Origin of the sequence: Streptomyces sp. R28, from assembly GCF_041052385.1 — a bacterium.
Classification (GTDB): domain Bacteria; phylum Actinomycetota; class Actinomycetes; order Streptomycetales; family Streptomycetaceae; genus Streptomyces.
This window is the reverse complement of record NZ_CP163439.1, coordinates 153,065-170,010: the sequence shown is the minus strand read 5'-3', so window position 1 is coordinate 170,010 and position 16,946 is coordinate 153,065. Positions and strand designations below refer to the sequence as shown.

Genomic DNA, 16,946 nt, shown 5'->3' with positions numbered 1-16,946 from the left:
TACATTTCATGTATCGGTTGACGTGTCCCGCAGTTCGGGTTCAGTCTGGAGCGGAGACGGGGAGTACCTGAGGGAGAGGCGGTCATGGCAGAGCTCGCGTCCTCTGCAAACACCCCTGCGGGGGGCGTTGCCGACCCTGCGGACATCGGAAGCGCGTCGGCGGCAGCCCCGGCGTGCTCGCTGGTGACCGCTGTTCGCCCGGACGGTGACCGGGTCATCGTGAAGGTCAGTGGAGAACTCGACCTCGACTCCAGCGAGCGCTTCCGCAGCGTCCTGCGCGAAGCCCTGAACCGCTCGGTCGGCGGCGTCGATCTGGATCTGGAGGGCGTCACCTTCTGCGACTGTTCCGCCCTGAACATCCTGCTCACCCTGCGCCATCGAGCCCTGGAGCAGGCCAAGACGATCGCCGTCCACCCCGCGAGTGAGGCGGTGGATCGCCTGTTCGCCCTGACCGGCACGCAAGCGCTGTTCGCCGGGCCGAGTCCGGAGAGCGAGGACACGCCGGCCCAGCACACCCAGGACACGCGGACGTCCGAGGGTGCCGACCACGACCTGCGAATCGAAGTCGCCCAGCTGCGACGGGCCATGCAGACCCGGCCGACCATCGACCTGGCCCGGGGCATCCTGATGGCCTCGTTCAGCCTGAGTTCCGAGGAGGCCTGGACGGTACTGGTCGCGGCCTCCCAGAACACCAACACCAAACTGCACTCCCTGGCCGGAGACCTGGTCACCGCGGTCAAGGGCGACGCGTTGTCGGACGCCGTGCAGGAACAGCTGTCCTCGGCGGTCGCCAGGGTCTGCTCCTCCCCTGAAGCCACGCGAGACGGGGCGGAGGACCAGGACCCCGCACAAGCCGCCAACTGAAGCGTGGCGGTTGCGTGGATCGGCAGCGCGACGGCAGGGTTCGGGTGTGCCTACCTTGCTGATCGTGCATCACACCCCCTCGCCCAACTGCCAGGCCATGCTCGAAGGCGTCATCTCCGGCGCGACGGCGCCGGAGATCGAGAACGTCGAGGTCGTACGTCGGCCGGCCCTGTCGGCCACAGCGTCCGACGTGCTCGACGCCGACGGCTATCTCCTGGGCACCCCGGCGAACCTCGGCTACATCTCGGGAGCCCTCAAGCATTTCTTCGACCAGGTCTACTACCCCTGCCTGGACGCGACACAAGGCCGCCCCTTCGGCTACTACGTCCACGGCGGCAGCGACGTGACCGGCGCCGTCCGGGCGATCGACGCCATCACGACCGGCCTCGCCTGGCGACGCGCGGCGCAACCCGTGACAGTGACGGGCGAGCCCGGCAAAGCCGACGTCGAGGCGTGCTGGGAACTGGGTGCCACGCTCGCCGCGGGCCTGATGAACTGACCCTGCGCATAAGGAATTTCTGTGAATCCGTGAGGCGTTTGAACACAGCGCGGTCCGTCTCCGTATAAGGCCGGGGGATTTTCATGCCCTGACCGACCACGAGGCGTAGGAGTACTTCCTTGGGACGCAGCACGCGAAGACGCCCCACGGGCGCACGGCGCGCGACCTTTGCAGCGGTCGCGCTGATGTTGGGCGGCGGCGGCCTGGTTGCGGCCAACGTCTATGCCTCGGCCACCGAGGACGGCGGGGCGGAACCTGCCCGGACGCTGTCCTCCCCAGCCGGCACCATCGACTGCCCGGACGTCGGCAGCCGGCTGACGGCGGTGCCGGACGGGGCGAAGGAGGACGTAGCGAAGGAACTCGCCCTCCTGGACCAGCAGATCGCCGAGGCCTACCAGCGGTTGCAGGAGTCGGCCCAGGCCATCCAGCAGGACGCGGGCTTCGCCGACAGCGCGATCATGAACCCCCTGAAGGACAAGCGCACCGCGACGATCGAACGGATCGCGATCGCCGTCGACCGCCAGGGAGAACGACCCGAAGGCCTGGAGTCCCTCGCCCCCTGCACCCTGCGCGCCGCGGACAGCGGCGACGGCGACCAGGCCAACGCCGGACAGGACCAGGGCAGCGGCAACGAGGCAGGCGAGGAAGGCGCGGACCAGGGCAACGAACAGCCGGGCAGCGGCGGTCAGCCCGGTAACGGCGGCCAGGCCGGCAACGGCCCCGTCGCCGCGGACTTCGCGGACATCACCGCCGTACAGCCGAACGTGCCCAGCCCGGCCCTCCAGAAGGAAGCCTCGCGCGGCACCTTCGCCACGAGCTGCGGAGTGAACGAGAACGGCCTGTTCAACTCCGACAACGTGATCGTGGCCCCCGGCGTCTCCAACGGCGCCCACCACTTCCACGACTACGTCGGTAACCAGGCCAACGACGCCTTCGCGAGCGACGAGGACCTGGCGAACGCCGAGACGACCTGTGTCGACCAGGGCGACAAGTCCACGTACTACTGGCCCGTGATACGCCTGCAGAACGGAAACCAGGAGCAGGACGCGAACTCTCCCGGCGGCGGTGTCGAGGGCAACGCCGGTGAGATCGTCACGCCCAAGGAAGTGACGCTGACGTTCGTGGGCAACCCGCGCAGCAAGGTCACCGAGATGCCGCGGCTGCTGCGCATCATCACCGGCGACGCGAAGGCGTTCGTGAACGGCACCGCCAACGCCAACGCCTCCTGGAGCTGCACCGGCTTCGAGGACCGGCAGCTGAAGGACAAGTACCCGCTGTGCCCGCAGGGCAGCGACGTGGTGCGCACCTTCAAGTTCCAGAGCTGCTGGGACGGACAGAACATCGACAGCGCCAACCACCGCACCCACGTGGCGTTCGCGGCCGCCGACGGCAGCTGCCCGGACGGCTTCAAGGCCATTCCGCAGCTGGTGCAGCGGATCGTGTACGACGTCGACGCGCCGAGCCTTCAGGACGGCGGCCGTACGACCCCGCTGTTCGCGGTGGACTCCTTCCCCGAGCAGCTGCACAAGCCGGTCACCGACCACGGCGACTTCATCAACGTCTTCGCCGAGGACCTGATGGGTCAGATGGTCGACTGCATCAACGAGGGCCGCGAGTGCGGCGCCGGAGCCGGCCAGGGCGGCGACCCGGGCGAGGAGGAGCCGTCCCAGGAGCCGCAGCCGACCCAGGCTCCCGGCACTCCGCCAGGCGGGAACGAGGAGCCGGACCCCGGCAACGGCAACGGCAACGGCGAGGACGAGCCGACGCAGGCGCCGACGACCGAACAGCCCGCGCCTGACCCGCCGGCAACCGACGAGCCGGTGACGGAGGAGCCGGCGACCGACGAACCGGCGACCAAGGAGCCCGAGACGGAACCGGCGAAGGACGACAAGCCCACCGTGTCGAGCACGGTGGCGCCGAAGTCCTACGGGACCCCGTCGGCCACGAAGGCCGCGACCGCCCCCGCACAGGGCGGCACGGCGGACGACGAAGCCGATGCGGGAAGCACCCCCGCGCAGACGCAGCCTGCCGCGGTCGGAGACGAGTCCGACGCCGGTTCCGGAACGGAGCCGCAGGCGGTCGGGGGTGGGCTCGCGGAGACGGGCACCACGCTGTGGCCGGCCGCGGGCGGCGCCGTTCTCCTCATCGCCGGCTTCGTGCTGCTGATGCGTACGCGGCGCCGCGCCGGGTGACGGCAAGGGCCCCTGACGGCGCTTGACGTCGGCAGGTTCCCTCGGGGCCCGGACCGGTCATCCCGGTCCGGGCCCCTGCGCTTGCCACTGCAGCCCCTCACCGAGGTCGTGCTGCGGTCGTTCACGCCGTTCCGATTCTGGTGGTCGCACCGGTCACGGCGTGGGGATACCGGCGGGCCGGGCCGGGCGGCCGAGGCGGACGGGGACGCCGGGGGAGTACAGGACGCTGACGGGGGCGGCGGTGGGGGCGGGCAGCCCGGCCGCGGTGACGAGGTCCTGCTCGCAGGCGATCAGCTCGGCGCGGTGCAGCGGCCATCGGGGGTGGTGGTTGGGCAGGTAGGCCAGCGGCTCCGGCCCGCCGAAGAAGGCGTTGTGCATGCCCCAGCGGGCGGTGAGGAAGTGCTCCAACTCGGTGGGCTCCTCGATGCGTTCGCCGACGCGTACGGTGATGCGGCTGGATGCGCCGCGCGGGCCGGGCCAGCGGCGGGAGCTGGTGTAGGTGACGGTGTCGTCGGTCGTGCGGACGGTCATCCGGGACCACAGGTAGGGCAGCCGGAAGCCGACGCGCCCCATCACGACCGGGATCAGCCGTGCGGCGTCCATCGACCGGAACACGACGCCGCGCCGTCCGTGCGCGTCGACGGAGGACAGGCGCACGTTGGTCTCGGGAAAGGTCCCGAGATACGGCACCCCGGGCAGCCGCAGCCAGCCCACCCGGTGCATCCGGAAGGCGACGAGCCCGACATAGGTGACCCCGTCCCGCGTGTCCGCAACGGTCCCCTTCGGCAGCAGCCCTGCCACGGCGTCCGGTTCGACGACCCAGTGGATGAAGGTGAGGTCGAGCCACTGCTGGGTGAGGAGCGGGGCGGGTATGTGAGCGGGAGCATCGGGGGTGACGGGAGTGGGTTTCGGCACGACGCCAGGATCGCAGAGCCGTGATCTGACCCCGGAAGCCCGGCCTGACCCCGTATCGGTCACCTCGCGGTCCCCTGCTCTCCATGGCGCGCGGCGACGGCGGTGAGGTACCCGCGCAGCATGAGCTTGGCTTCGTCCAGGAGGCCCGGGTCACCCTCGGGGGCACGACGGAACGCCTCCTGCGCAAGGGCGTCGGCGGCCAGGACCGCGACGTGGCAGGCACGGGCGAGTGCCGCGTCGTCCGGGGCGATGCCCAGGGCCAGCACGACGCGCCGGATCCCGTCCGCCATCCGCTGTTTGTGCTCACGGTCCGCGGCGCGGGTCAGCTCGGTCAGGCTGCTGCCGAACCACAAGGCCCTGAAACCGTGTTCGGTGCGGTAGATGGCGGCATAGGCGTCGATGAGCACCCCGACGGGGTCCTCCCACTGCTCGTCGGCCGCGGCACGGACGAGATCCTCCATGGCCGACTCGAGCCGGGCGAAGTAGCCGGCGGCGAGGGCGTCGATGATCGCGTCGCGGTCGGGCAGGTACTGGTACAGCGAACCGACCGAGACCTTCGCCTCGGCCGCGATACGCGTCGTGGTGAGCGCCTGGACGCCCTCACCGACCAGGACGCGTTCGGCGGCCTCGAGGACACGGGCCAGCCGGGCTTTGCTGCGCGCCTGCTGGGGAGTGCGGCGCAGCGGGACGGGCCGTGAACCGCCGGGCTGCGGGGCCTGTGGATCCCCCATGTACGGCCTCCGAACATGAACGTGACTTTGTTTCACGTTTAGGTTACCGTCGCGTACATGACCGACTCAAGCTCGGCGCTGGCTCAGGAGCGCGCCGCGGTGGCCGAGGCGTGCCGCCGTCTGGGGGCGGAGGGGCTGCTGATCGGCACGGCCGGCAACGTCAGCGTGCGGGTGGAGGACCTTGTCGCGATCACGGCCACCGGAGCGGTGCTCGCGGAACTGACGGCAGACCAGGTGAGCGTGGTCGACCTCGACGGAAAGGTCGTGGCCGGGAGCTTCGAGCCCACGTCGGAACTGGATCTGCACCTGGGCGTCTACCACCGCTACGGCACCGGCGCGGTCGTGCACACCCACGCGCCGATGGCAACGGCCCTGTCCTGCGTGCTCGACGAACTGCCTTGCATCCACTACCAGTTGCTGACCCTGGGTGGCTCGGTGCGGGTGGCACCGTACGCCACGTTCGGCACCCCGGCGCTCGCCGAGTCCGTCCTGACGGCGCTGGAGGGCCGCAGTGCTGCGCTGATGGCCAGCCACGGCGCACTCACGCACGCTCCGACCCTGGTCAAGGCGGTCGAGCACGCGCTGCTGCTGGAGTGGGCGTGCGGCGTCTACCAGCACGCGGCCGCTCTCGGCACGCCCCGCGTTCTCGACGAGCACCAGCAACTCGCGGTGATCGAGGCCGCGCTCGCCCGGAACTACGGCACCACCCGCCCCGTACCGCCTGCGCAGGAGGGAAACCGATGAACGTCGTCACGATGGGCGTGCATGTGCTGGACGTGCTGGTGCGGCCGGTGGAGGCGATACCCGAGGGCCAGGGCGCCACGCTGGTGGAGGACATCAGGATGACGGCCGCCGGGACGGCCGGCGGGACCGCGCTGACCCTCGCCAAGCTCGGCGCCTGCGTCCGCAGCGCCGGGGCGATCGGATCCGACCCCACCGGCGACATGCTGGTCCAACTGCTGGGCGCGGCCGGTATCGACACCCGGTTCCTCGTCCGCCGCACGGACACCCCGACCTCCGCGAGCGTCCTGCCCATCCGCCCCAATGGCGACCGGCCGTCGCTGCATCTGCTCGGCGCCAACATCACCTACGGCCCCGACGACGTGCCCTGGGACGCGATCGCCGAGGCGACCCACCTCCACCTCGGCGGCCCCGAGTTGATCGGCGTCGAGGCGGGCACACGCATCCTGTCGTACGCCAAGGACCACGGCGTGGTCACGTCGGTGGATCTGCTGGCCCCCGGCGTCCTGGGGAGCTTCGAACAGATTGCGTCGGCGCTGCCGTACGTCGACCACATGCTGCCCAACGAGGACCAGGTCCTCGGTTTCACCGGCGAAGAGGACCTGGTAGCGGGCGCGAACAAGCTCCTCGCCGCCGGCGCCGGCCTGGTCGCGGTCACCCGCGGTGGGGACGGCGCGCTGCTGGTGACCGGGGAAGGCACACAGAACGTACCCGCCTTCGCGGTCGACGTGGTGGACACCACCGGTTGCGGTGACGCGTTCTCGGCCGGCTTCGTGCGCGGCGTGGGCTTGGGCCGTACCCCGTACGACGCCGCCGTCCTCGGCTGCGCTGCGGCGGCGCTGGTGGCACAGGGTCTGGGCAGCGATCACGGCGACTTCGACCTGGCGGCTGCCGACGCCTTCGCCGCAACACACAAGCCTCGCTCGTGATGTGACGTGAGGGGCGAGGGCGGTGCGGCGAGCGTGCGGGCGGAGGTTCCGAACTCCCGCAGGGCAGCGACGTGTTGAGGATGACGTCAGCCGGGGAACTGGTCGAATTCCGATGTGCCCGGAGTGCCTTGTACGAACCGTCGAAGGTGCGCGCGTACGGCGTCGGGCTGTTCCAACCAGGGCTCGTGCCCGGCGCTTTCGACCCGCGTCAACGGAAGGGCGAGCCGGCGCGCGAGTGATTCAAGTGCCGCCAGAGGGCGGGGATCGTCGCACCCACCGATGAGTTCCGTGCGCGAGGGCAGGCACGCGCGCAGCTCGGCCAGGTGATCGTCGAGCGGATCCGTGTGTCCTGCCTTGCCGAGTTCGCGGTTCATGGCCCAGTTGACGGGGCGCCGCTCCCGGGCGCCCCGCGCGGCCCAGTCCCACCTGCGTACGGGATCGGCGTGGTCGGTGAACCAGGCCAGCGTGAGCAGCTCGACTTCCTGCTCCTCCGTGCGGTGCGGCAACTCCTCCAGTTCGCGAAGCCGCTTCTGCTGTGCTGCGGACATACGGCGGTCGCGCTCCGCTCGGTACCCGGTGCGCCAATCACCGACGAACGGCCCGCACATCAGCAGCATCGCGGCAACGCGGTCGGAGTGCGTCAGGCAGAACCGGCTTGCCAGGTCGGTGCCGTAGGAGTGCCCGATCAACACGGCCTTGGGTACGTCCCATGCGTCGAGCAGCGCGGCGAGATCGTCGACATGCCGGGCCAAGGAATGGCGGCCCCGCCACGGGGATTGGCCTGTGCCACGCTGGTCGTATCGGTACACGGGCGCGAGGTCCGCGATCATGGGGGCGACATCGCCCAGGTAGTCCGGCAGACCCGGGCCGCCGTGGAGCATGACCACGGGCGGCTGCCGAGTCGTGTCTCCCAGCACCGTCCAACGTAACTGCGCCCCGTCGCCCATCGACGCGAGGCCCTGCGTCTCCATCAAGGTCACCACGGAGAACCTACCGATCTCACTGAGGCTCCGCCAATGGTTGAACGGTGCCGGCACACACGCGTCAGCATCCGCACCGCTCCAGGCGGTTCGGCAGGTGCACTCGTCACGGTTGCTGCACGTGGCGTGCCAGTCTGTGGGCCCAGGCCTGGCTCGGCGCTTGGATGTAGCGGTGGGTCAGCACGCACAGGGGCAGCAGCACGGCGAAGAACGCCGCTTCGAGTGCGGGATTGTCCTGCGGCCGTCGGCCCGCTCGTCCTCGGGAAGCCTCGCGAGCGCGGCCAGGACGAGCCGCCCGGGGCTCTCTGCGTCGAGTTTGTCCTCGATGCGGGCGATGTCGTCGGGCTCCAGCAGCCGCCGCCCCGAGATGCGTAGATCGCGTTCGGTCTCCCGGGCGATGCGGCGGCGCTCCGATGACACGACGTTGCGTGCGATGCCGTACAGCCAGGCTGTCTCGCTGCCCAGGCGAGGCCGGCAGGAGTGGGCCGAGTCGAGAACGGCGACGAAGATCTCGGCCGTCAGGTCGGCCGCCGTGTGCGGGTCGTCCACACGCCGGGCCACGAAACGCATCACCGCGTCCACGTGACGCCGGTAGAACTCCTCGAAGAGCCGCGGGTCACGTACCGCCGCGGCGGGCCCGCCCCGTAACCGTTTCGCCTCATCCACAAGTGTCTCCTTCTCCTAAAGGCTCCCCGGTCATCCTTGACGGAGGTTCACCGGAGTTCTTCAAAGGCGTGTCACTTGTTCTTGGGGCGAGGCGCGAAAAGCGTTACAGAACGAACCCGAAGTCTCCGACGCACGGAGGCCCTTGGCGACCCGAGCGTTGATCGTCAGGATCTTGCAGGGCATGCCTGGCCCGAGCTCGTAGTTTTTGGCGGTCCCGCAGGTCCCGGCGGTCCCGGTGGCAGATGCGTTTTTGCCGTCGGACGGGGGCTGTTCGGTCAGGGGTAACTCCTTCCCCCCATCATCACGACCTGCCCCTGTCGGCCACGCTGCTGCGCGTTGGCGGCAGCTCTGTGGGAATGGCTCCTCGGTCGATAGCGCCTTGATCACCAGCCTGCTTGCGGACAGACTGCACCCCCATGAGGCTCATAGACGTGGCTGCCGGCGCACACATCACCGCCCACGAGGTCGGCATCACCCTTGTCGGGCAGCAGTGAGTACCCCTCTGCCCGCCTTCCGCTACCACCCCGATCCCCTCGCTACCGGAGCCATCCACGAGAGCCCCGAGGAGTGCATCTGCTGCAACCGCAGCACCGGGTGGATCTACACCGCGGCCTTCTACACCGCCCAGGAGGTCAACGGGCAGTTCTGCCCTTGGTGCATCGCCGACGGCAGCGCCGCCGAACGATTCGCAGGTGAATTCAGCGACGCCTACGGGCTGAACGGCGTCAGCGAAGAGACCCTGCACGAAGTCACGCTTGGCACCCCTGGCTTCCACGCCTGGCAGGATCCGCACTGGCTCGTCCACTGCCAGGACGCTGCCGCCTTCATCGGCGAAGTCGGTTACACGGAGCTGGCGGGCCACCCCGAGGCCCTTGACCAGCTCCGTGTCGACCTGCGTATGGGCGGCTGGCACGAGGCATCCACGCTCGAACACTTCCTGACCCACCTCGGTGAAGGAGCAAGCGCCATGCTCTTCCGGTGCACCGTTTGCGCCACCCATCTCGCCTACGCCGACGCCTCCTGACCCGCCACCCGGCTCGGCAGCAGGCGCCTTCCGGCAGGTCGCTGAATCGAACCCAGGCACGTCCGTGATCCCCCGGCCACATGACCGCTGCTGCTGCCCACCAGCGAGCCGATGTCCTCAACTGCTCCGCGGTCACGCGCGCCGCAGCACAGCAAGCACAGCACTCCGGCGTACAGCGCAGTCGGCCGGCCCGCTACAGACGCAGCTCCAGGTCGACGTGCGGGAACAACGCGCGCAGGAAATCGGCCGCATCGAAGATCTCGCCGGCAGAGGCGACACCGACCGCCCTGGTCCGTCCCGTGAGGATGCGGTCGACCGCTTCCACGACGAGCGGTGCGGTGACGGCGTAGATGTCCTGGCCGCTTGCCACAGCACGCCGTTCGGTGTCACCGGAGCGCACGACGACATCGACCAGGAAGGTCTGCGCGGACCGCCCGCTCTCGTCGACCGCGGCAGGTGCCGGCGTGTCCGGGGCTGACAGATCCCTGGCCGCCTCGACCACCATGTAGGTGCACACCTCGGGAATGGACAGGTGGCTGGGAACGGTGACGACGTCAGCCATCGTGAACTCCCCGATGACGGCCCGCGTGCCCATCGGTTCAGGGAAGGGCCACTTGAGGGTGGGCGGGTTGTCAGTGCGGTACTCCAGCTGCCCGTTCGCGTAGCGGACACGCCGGCCGTCCCGCCGCTCCCGGGAGATCGTCCCCGAGGCGCGCGTCCCCTCTGTGGGGTGCCAACTGCTCAGCCCGTACGCGATGTGCGCCTCGTCGGCCGCCGTCCAGTCACCCATCGCCGCGGTGGCCAGCAGATCGCCGAGACCGCCGAAGAAGGCCATCGCGGGAACGATCACCGCTCCCGCGGCGCGGGCACGGTCCGTGAAGTGCGCGAACGTATCGACGTTGGCCTCGATCTCGGCCGCCACGTCCAGATACGGGATCCCGGCCCGCAGGGCCGCCTCGATCACGGGGGCGGCCGTCGTGGCGAACGGCCCGGCACAGTTGATCACGGCCGCCGTCCCGGCCAGCGCGCGGTCGAGCGAGACCGGATCGTCAACCGACGCCGTCCGGGTCTCAAGTCCCGACCCGGACGCCGACATGCGCAGCTTGTCCGCGTCACGGCCCGAGAGAACCGGGACGAACCCGCGCTTCTGCAGCTCCGCCACCACGAACCGCCCCGTGTGCCCGTACGCGCCGAACACCGCCACCATCTGCCCCGATCCCATGAGCTCTCCCCTGTGCTCGAATGATCCACTGCGGACATCCTGACGTGCGTGAGCACCAGACCGCGAGTGTCCGGAACGACATGACCCATACAATTACGGACATGGGTACCCTTGCGCTGGCCGTCACCGACGGGATGCTGCATTTCGAACTGTCCCTGGCATACGAGGTCTTCGCCGCTCCGCCCGTCGGCCCCGCCGGCCCAACGGCCCCCTGGTACGAGCTCACCGTCTGCGGACCGGCCGCCGTACAGGTCGGCCGATTCCGCCTCGAGCCCGACCTCGCACTCGACCACCTTCAGTACGCCGACACCGTGATCGTCCCGGGCTGGGCCGACGTCGACCAGGACCCGCCCCCCGAACTCCTCGACGCGCTACGCGCCGCCCACACGGCGGGTGCGCGATTGGTCTCCCTGTGCACGGGCGCCTTCGTGCTGGCCGCGGCCGGCCTGCTGGACGGCAAGCGCGCCACCACACACTGGGCGCACACCGAGGCCCTGGCCGCCCGTTACCCCCGGGTCGAAGTCGACCCAGACGTTCTCTACGTCGACAACGGCACCGTCCTCACCTCCGCCGGCAAAGCCGCCGCCATGGACCTCTGCCTGCACCTCGTCCGCCTCGACCACGGCTCGTCGACTGCCAACGCCGCCGCCCGCCGCCTGGTCGTACCGCCGCACCGGGCCGGCGGCCAGGCTCAGTTCGTCACCACCCCGGTACCCGCCCGGGACGACCACCCCCTCGCCGCCCTGTTGCCCTGGATCATCGAACGGCTCGCCCATCCGCTCACCGTGCAAGACCTGGCCCGCCAGGCACGGATGAGCTCACGCCACCTGGGCCGCCACTTCAAAGCCGCGACCGGCACCACCCCCCTGCAGTGGCTGCTGACCCAGCGAATCCGCCACGCCCAGGAACTCCTGGAAAAGACCGACGACAGCATCGACACCATCGCAACAGCCACCGGCATGGGCACCGCCACGACAATGCGCCGACACTTCAACCGCACCGTCGGCGTGCCCCCGGACGCCTACCGCCGCACCTTCCGCTCACGCACCCACTGACCCCCAGGACCAATGACGGCTCGGTCACCCACGGTTCACCAACCACCTCGGAGCATCCAGAACAAGCTGATGAACAGTGCCGCGCACCCGTTGAAGGTGCCGACGGCCGGAACTGAAGAACTCCAGCCCCGCGTACCGGACGCGGGGCTGAACGCCACTCCGGGTAGGTGCCGGGACTGATCTGCGGTGTCGGTCAGCTGTCGGTGGATGTCGGTGGATTTGGGCGGCTGTCGGTCGGATGTCGGTGCCTTGTCGACGGGGATTGGCACCTTTCGGGAGACGGCCGGCCGGAGCTCACTGGGCGGCCCCGATCCCGAGGAGCCACCATGCACATCCCCGTCACGATCATCGGCGCCGGACTCGGCGGACTCGTCCTGGCCCGCGTGCTGCACGTCCATGGAATCCCGGTCACGGTCTACGAGGCCGAGTCCTCCCCGTCGGCTCGCATGCAGGGCGGGATGCTCGACATCCACGACCACAACGGGCAGCTCGCCCTCAAGGCGGCCGGGCTGATGGACGAGTTCCTGGCCATCGTCCTCGAGGGCCGCGAGGCGATGCGGGTCCTCGACCGGGACGGGACCGTCCTGCTCGACGAAGCCGACGACGGCACGGGCGGACGCCCCGAGGTGCAGCGCGGCGAGCTGCGGCAGATCCTGCTCGACTCACTCCCGACCGGCACCGTCACCTGGGGGCACAGGGTCAGCAGCACCCGGGCCCTCGGCGAGGGCCGCTACGAGGTGACGTTCGCCGACGGCACCACCGCCACCACAAGCCTGCTGGTCGGCGCGGACGGCGCGTGGTCACGGGTGCGGCCGCTGCTCTCCGCCACCACACCCGAGTACGCCGGCACGTCGTTCGTCGAGACCTACCTGTTCGACGCCGACAGTCGGCACCCGGCAGCCGCGAAAGCGGTCGGCGGCGGGTCGATGATCGCGCCCTCGCCGGGCAAGGAGATCTTCGCGCACCGGGAAAGCGGCGACACCCTGCACACCTACGTGGCGCTGTCCAAGCCGCAGGACTGGTTCGCCGCCATCGATTTCACCGACGCGGCCACGGCGACCGCGCGGATCGCGGCAGAGTTCGACGGCTGGGCACCGGAGCTCACCGCGCTGATCACCGACGGCGACACCGCGCCGGTCCTGCGCCCCCACTACGCGCTGCCGACCGGGCACCGGTGGGACCGGGTGCCGGGGGTGACCTTGCTCGGCGACGCCGCCCACCTCACGGCCCCGAACGGTGAAGGCGCCAACCTGGCAATGCTCGACGGCGCAGAACTCGGCAAGGCCCTCGCGGCGCACCCCGGCGACGTCGAGGCCGCGCTCACCGAATACGAGCAGGCCATGTTCCCCCGCAGTGCCGAGGCCGCCACTTTCGGAGGTGCCGAGGTCCACCGGATCGACTCCGACGACAACACAGCCCACGGCCTGATCAACAAGTTCAACGAATACGAGAAGGGCCGATGAGCCACTGAGGCCCCCGCCGACGAGGCCAACAACAGCTGACGCCGCGCACGTCGGGGCCCATCGCAACGGTGGGCCCCGACGTCCCCATCCCTGGCCGGGGGCAACGATCGGGCTGGTTCGGCAGTCGTAGGGAGTGACATACAGCCGTCTCTCGCGCTCGCCATCAACTGCCGTCACTTGTGGGGTGGTTGGTGGCAGGGTCTGACATCTCTGGGAGGATTCATGAGCAGCTTCGCCGTACCACCGGGCGACAGACAAAGCGTCGGGCACGACATCGCTCCGCCCGTCACCGCCGCACAGGCCCCACGGCGCAAGCCCGTCGGTCGTGCGTCCAGCCGCGGTGTCGTGGTGGGGGCCGTCGCCGTTCTGCTGGCGGGGTTCGGAGTCTCGGCCGAGGCCGCGTCCAGTGTCCCGGTGGTCAGCGGTGCCACCGTCAACTCCGGACATGACGTCATCGTGGGTGTCACACACGATGTGGTGTTCCCGGTCACGGTCACCGGATCGGATGAGTCCGGTCTGTCTTTCGCCGATGTGGATCTGAAGGGGCCGCACGGCGGTTTCTACACCACCGACGCGTTCTGCGAGACCGCGACGGCGTGCACGACGCGGTTCACCGTCAACGCCCACCCGGCCTCGGGCAGCGACGACCTGGTGGACCTGGCCAACGCCAGCGCGGGGACATGGACGGTCGACGCCTTGGTCGACGCCAACGACGGCGACTCGGCCTTTGCCCCCGGCGTGGGATCGTTCGGCCTCAAGCGTGCCGCCCGGCTCACGGTCAACGCGTCACCGGAACCGGTGACCAAGGGCGCTCGCATCACCGTCACCGGCAAGCTCGTACGGGCCAACTGGGACACCTACCGGTACGCGGGATACGCGGGCCAGGCCGTGAAACTGCAGTTCCGCCCGAAGAACAGCAGCACCTACACCACGGTGGCCACGGTGAACACCAGCAGCACCGGCACTTTGCGCACCACGGTCAAGGCGGTCAAGGACGGCTACTGGCGTTGGAACTTCACCGGTACCACCACCACCGGCCCGGCCAAGGCCACCGGCGATTACGTCGACGTACGTCCTTGATACGGCAAGCACCACCATGAGCAACCGACGCGGGCCCGCCCCGACAAGACCCGGCACCTCCTGAGAACTCCGAAGCGCGAGCTGAAGGTGCGGGTCTCGACGAGTTCGAGATCCACCCGGCGCTCGCGCTGGGGAAAAACGGAATGCCACCGCCAACCAGCACCGTGGGTTCGCGCCCGCAGAGAAGGTCATTCGTCACCGTACGAAGCTTGTCCCTCGCATGATGTCACTCGTCTCACCGCAGGCTCACCTTGCACAGTCCCGAACTGTGTTCTCTTTCCTCTTCGCTGCAAGCCGAGCTGATAATCCGGATCCAGCATGGACCTCAATCCGAACCGGTCGCGTTGCCACATGACGCCATTGCGATCCGTGAAGTCCAAGCGGATGTCGAGGAGGAACAGGCTGGAAGGCGAGACCTTCGCTAAGCGTCCCTTCAGGCCATATCTCAACATATCTATGCCATAGCTGACGTCCGAACATGGCCCTAGCCCAGGAAGTTCAGCCAGGTACCTAACCTCGATCGCGTGACCGTTTTCGCCTCTGGTCAATACAGCGAAATCCATACGCACATAGGACAGCGGGTCGGGCGACCGGTTCATCAGGTGCAGACGTGGATGATATGTCATGCTGTTTGGCATTTCATCCACCCAGTATGCGACGCGCTTCGCCTGGTCCCGAAATTTCTGCTGTGTATCGTCCTGCGACTGCTCGAGCTGATCCCGCGAGATCATGGCGCCGTAGTACGTGGCGACAGCCGTGAACAACAGACTTCCGATGCCCACGACAACTCCGACAACGGTGCCCCACCTGGCCCAGTCGATGGTCCGCGACGACGTATGGTCCGGCGGACCGTTCACTCCCCGAACCCGTGCTCTCACGCGGTCCGGAGCCGGCCGCTGCCTCGCAAGTCGGAGCCTCGCTTGTCGCTGATCGCCTGTGTCCGACACACGCCCTCCCTCGGTTTGTGCACAGACAGACGCCCGGCGCCGCATCCTGGATCCCAAATGCCACTATCGGCTGATCCGCCGCCTGCATGCTGCCGCTAGGTCGACGCAAAGGCTTCACCGAGACCGACTACGCCCGCCTGCTGGATGCCGCCCACCAGCAGCTCGACGGCCCCATCGTTGAACACGCACGTCAGCCGCACTATGCGGGAGCTGATCGCCGCCCGATTATGGCTGACGGTCTACCAACTGCCGCCGTACGCTCCCAGGTTCAACCCCGTCGAGGGCGTGTGGTCGCACCTGGAGAGGTCGCTGGCCAACCCCACGAAACACAGCCTCGACCAACTCGCCGCGCTGGTGAAGACGCGGCTGAAGCGGATGCAGTGCCGCCCCCGCCTCATCGACGGCCTCATTGCCAAGACCGGACTCGACCTCCACCGCCGTAACCCCAGCCGTTAATGATCTCTAGCTACGGGGAGCGCGCCGCTTGACGACCGGTCTCCAGGCCGTATTTGGTCACCTTCAGCCAGGTTTGAAGAATGCGAGCATTTTCTGGGCGGCGTCCGGCGAGGTCAGCAATTCCTGGATGTCCGCGGACATCCGGGCGGCAGCGCTGGTGCGTTCGAACATCTCCCGTTCGTATTCCTTGACGGCGGCGGGAAAGTCGTCCGGGTGTGCGGCCAGCGCGAGACCGAGCAGGGCGCCGTCGAGCAGCGCCATGTTGGCGCCCTCTCCCACCGGCGGCATCAGGTGCGCGGCATCGCCGAGCAGCGTGACGTCTGGCGTCGACGGCCAGGTCAGGCCAACCGGGAGAGTGGTGATCGACCGCGGCACGACCGTGTCGTCGCAGGCCGCGATCAGCGCGGTGAACCGTGCGTCCCAGCCGGGGAGCAGGTCGATCAGCCGCGCTCGGGCGGCTGCCGGGTCGTCGAACGGGATCCCGCTGGTAGCGAACCAGTCCTCGGCGGTGTTGTAGAAGCTGAGGCCGATGCGAACACGGCCGTCGCCGTTGCGCTGTGCCGCCAGGGATATCCCGTTGCCGAGCACCCAGTAGTTGCCGCGCCCGACCATCGTCGCGAGGTCGGGGTGCGTGCGGTCGATGTCGGGAATGCCGATCTCGATGACGTTCTGGCCGATATGCGCCGGGCGGGCGTCGGTGAGCAGCGCGCGGACCCGGGAGTGCGCGCCGTCCGCGCCGACCAGCAGGTCGTACGTCGCACTGCTGCCGTCGGCGAAGTGCAGCAGGCCGTTGTCGGCGGATTTGAACGCGTGCCCCCAGCGCACCACGTCTTCGGGGAGGGAATCCAGCAGCAGGTTGCGCAGATCGGCGCGGTCGACCTCGGGTCGATCGAGCGGAGCGTCGTCGGGTGTGTCCTCCTGGAGCAGCAGGGTGCCGTCCGGCTCGAGAAGCCGCATGTCCTGCCCTTCACCGCGGGCAATCGCGTAGAACTGGTCGATCAGACCGGCCTCGCGCAGCGCCCGCTGGCCGGAGTGGATGTCGAGCATGCCGCCCTGACCGCGCGCACCGCGCGACGATTCACGTTCGTACACGACGGCGTCCATGCCGTTCACGTGCAGCACACGGGCGAGAGCCAGGCCGCCGAGGCCGGCTCCGACGATGGCGATGGTCATGATTGCCGC

16 protein-coding genes and 2 pseudogenes are annotated in these 16,946 nt (G+C 69.1%); 10 read left to right on the top strand and 8 right to left on the bottom strand.

Annotated features, from left to right (window positions below):
• Window positions 1-183: 183 nt before the first annotated feature.
• From AB5J49_RS00760 to AB5J49_RS00750, 3 genes are all read left to right on the top strand, one after another.
• Window positions 184-864: an anti-sigma factor antagonist gene (locus AB5J49_RS00760; protein ID WP_369166489.1), complete on the top strand. Its 681-nt coding sequence runs from the start codon at window positions 184-186 to the stop codon at window positions 862-864.
• Window positions 865-910: 46 nt separating this feature from the next.
• Window positions 911-1,363, top strand: coding sequence for a flavodoxin family protein (locus tag AB5J49_RS00755; RefSeq protein ID WP_369166488.1), 453 nt, complete (start codon window positions 911-913; stop codon window positions 1,361-1,363).
• Window positions 1,364-1,548: 185 nt separating this feature from the next.
• Window positions 1,549-3,555, top strand: coding sequence for a DUF1996 domain-containing protein (locus tag AB5J49_RS00750; RefSeq protein ID WP_369175004.1), 2,007 nt, complete (start codon window positions 1,549-1,551; stop codon window positions 3,553-3,555).
• Window positions 3,556-3,708: 153 nt separating this feature from the next.
• On the opposite strand, the gene AB5J49_RS00745 is transcribed toward AB5J49_RS00750, so the two are convergent.
• Both AB5J49_RS00745 and AB5J49_RS00740 read right to left on the bottom strand, forming a co-directional pair.
• Complete coding sequence (locus AB5J49_RS00745; RefSeq protein ID WP_369166487.1) at window positions 3,709-4,470, bottom strand: YqjF family protein; 762 nt, start codon at window positions 4,468-4,470, stop codon at window positions 3,709-3,711.
• A 59-nt stretch (window positions 4,471-4,529) separates the two neighbouring features.
• A complete protein-coding gene (locus AB5J49_RS00740) occupies window positions 4,530-5,201 on the bottom strand; it encodes a TetR family transcriptional regulator (protein ID WP_369166486.1) in 672 nt (223 codons plus the stop codon).
• A gap of 57 nt (window positions 5,202-5,258) precedes the next feature.
• Here AB5J49_RS00740 and AB5J49_RS00735 point away from each other — a divergent pair, with 57 nt between their 5' ends.
• Both AB5J49_RS00735 and AB5J49_RS00730 read left to right on the top strand, forming a co-directional pair.
• Window positions 5,259-5,945, top strand: a complete 687-nt coding sequence (locus AB5J49_RS00735; protein ID WP_369166485.1) for a class II aldolase/adducin family protein — start codon at window positions 5,259-5,261, stop codon at window positions 5,943-5,945.
• Entirely contained in the window at window positions 5,942-6,871 is a 930-nt protein-coding gene (locus AB5J49_RS00730; protein WP_369166484.1) for a carbohydrate kinase family protein, read from the top strand. Before AB5J49_RS00735 ends, AB5J49_RS00730 begins: the two co-directional genes overlap by 4 nt.
• 86 nt (window positions 6,872-6,957) lie before the next feature.
• Here the strand turns inward: AB5J49_RS00730 and AB5J49_RS00725 are convergent, their stop codons facing one another.
• On the bottom strand, window positions 6,958-7,842 hold the full coding sequence (locus AB5J49_RS00725) for an alpha/beta fold hydrolase (protein WP_369175003.1): 885 nt from the start codon (window positions 7,840-7,842) through the stop codon (window positions 6,958-6,960).
• Window positions 7,843-8,097: 255 nt separating this feature from the next.
• Window positions 8,098-8,517 (bottom strand): annotated as a pseudogene (locus AB5J49_RS00720) (RNA polymerase sigma factor); the annotation flags it as partial.
• Window positions 8,518-9,007: 490 nt separating this feature from the next.
• Here AB5J49_RS00720 and AB5J49_RS00715 point away from each other — a divergent pair.
• Window positions 9,008-9,541 (top strand): CbrC family protein, encoded by a 534-nt coding sequence (locus AB5J49_RS00715; protein WP_369166483.1) that lies wholly within the window; start codon window positions 9,008-9,010, stop codon window positions 9,539-9,541.
• Between the two features lie 193 nt (window positions 9,542-9,734).
• On the opposite strand, the gene AB5J49_RS00710 is transcribed toward AB5J49_RS00715, so the two are convergent.
• A complete protein-coding gene (locus AB5J49_RS00710; protein WP_369166482.1) occupies window positions 9,735-10,763 on the bottom strand; it encodes a trans-acting enoyl reductase family protein in 1,029 nt (342 codons plus the stop codon).
• 101 nt (window positions 10,764-10,864) lie between these two features.
• Between AB5J49_RS00710 and AB5J49_RS00705 the strand changes: the two genes are divergently transcribed.
• The 3 genes from AB5J49_RS00705 to AB5J49_RS00695 all read left to right on the top strand — a co-directional run bounded on the left by AB5J49_RS00705 (window position 10,865) and on the right by AB5J49_RS00695 (window position 14,361).
• Window positions 10,865-11,818, top strand: a complete 954-nt coding sequence (locus AB5J49_RS00705; protein WP_369166481.1) for a helix-turn-helix domain-containing protein — start codon at window positions 10,865-10,867, stop codon at window positions 11,816-11,818.
• Between the two features lie 326 nt (window positions 11,819-12,144).
• A complete protein-coding gene (locus AB5J49_RS00700) occupies window positions 12,145-13,281 on the top strand; it encodes an FAD-dependent oxidoreductase (protein WP_369166480.1) in 1,137 nt (378 codons plus the stop codon).
• A 222-nt stretch (window positions 13,282-13,503) separates the two neighbouring features.
• Window positions 13,504-14,361: a calcium-binding protein gene (locus tag AB5J49_RS00695; protein WP_369166479.1), complete on the top strand. Its 858-nt coding sequence runs from the start codon at window positions 13,504-13,506 to the stop codon at window positions 14,359-14,361.
• On the opposite strand, the pseudogene AB5J49_RS00690 reads toward AB5J49_RS00695, so the two are convergent.
• Window positions 14,340-14,524: pseudogene (locus AB5J49_RS00690) on the bottom strand (hypothetical protein); the annotation flags it as partial. The gene AB5J49_RS00695 and the pseudogene AB5J49_RS00690 sit on opposite strands and share 22 nt — an antisense overlap.
• A 25-nt stretch (window positions 14,525-14,549) precedes the next feature.
• Window positions 14,550-15,143: a hypothetical protein gene (locus AB5J49_RS00685; protein WP_369166478.1), complete on the bottom strand. Its 594-nt coding sequence runs from the start codon at window positions 15,141-15,143 to the stop codon at window positions 14,550-14,552.
• 366 nt (window positions 15,144-15,509) lie between these two features.
• Here AB5J49_RS00685 and AB5J49_RS00680 point away from each other — a divergent pair, with 366 nt between their 5' ends.
• Window positions 15,510-15,764, top strand: coding sequence for a transposase (locus AB5J49_RS00680; protein WP_369166477.1), 255 nt, complete (start codon window positions 15,510-15,512; stop codon window positions 15,762-15,764).
• 63 nt (window positions 15,765-15,827) lie between these two features.
• On the opposite strand, the gene AB5J49_RS00675 is transcribed toward AB5J49_RS00680, so the two are convergent.
• The gene (locus AB5J49_RS00675; protein ID WP_369166476.1) at window positions 15,828-16,937 is read right to left on the bottom strand and encodes an FAD-dependent oxidoreductase; all 1,110 of its coding nucleotides are present in this window, start codon (window positions 16,935-16,937) and stop codon (window positions 15,828-15,830) included.
• Window positions 16,938-16,946: the final 9 nt, after the last annotated feature.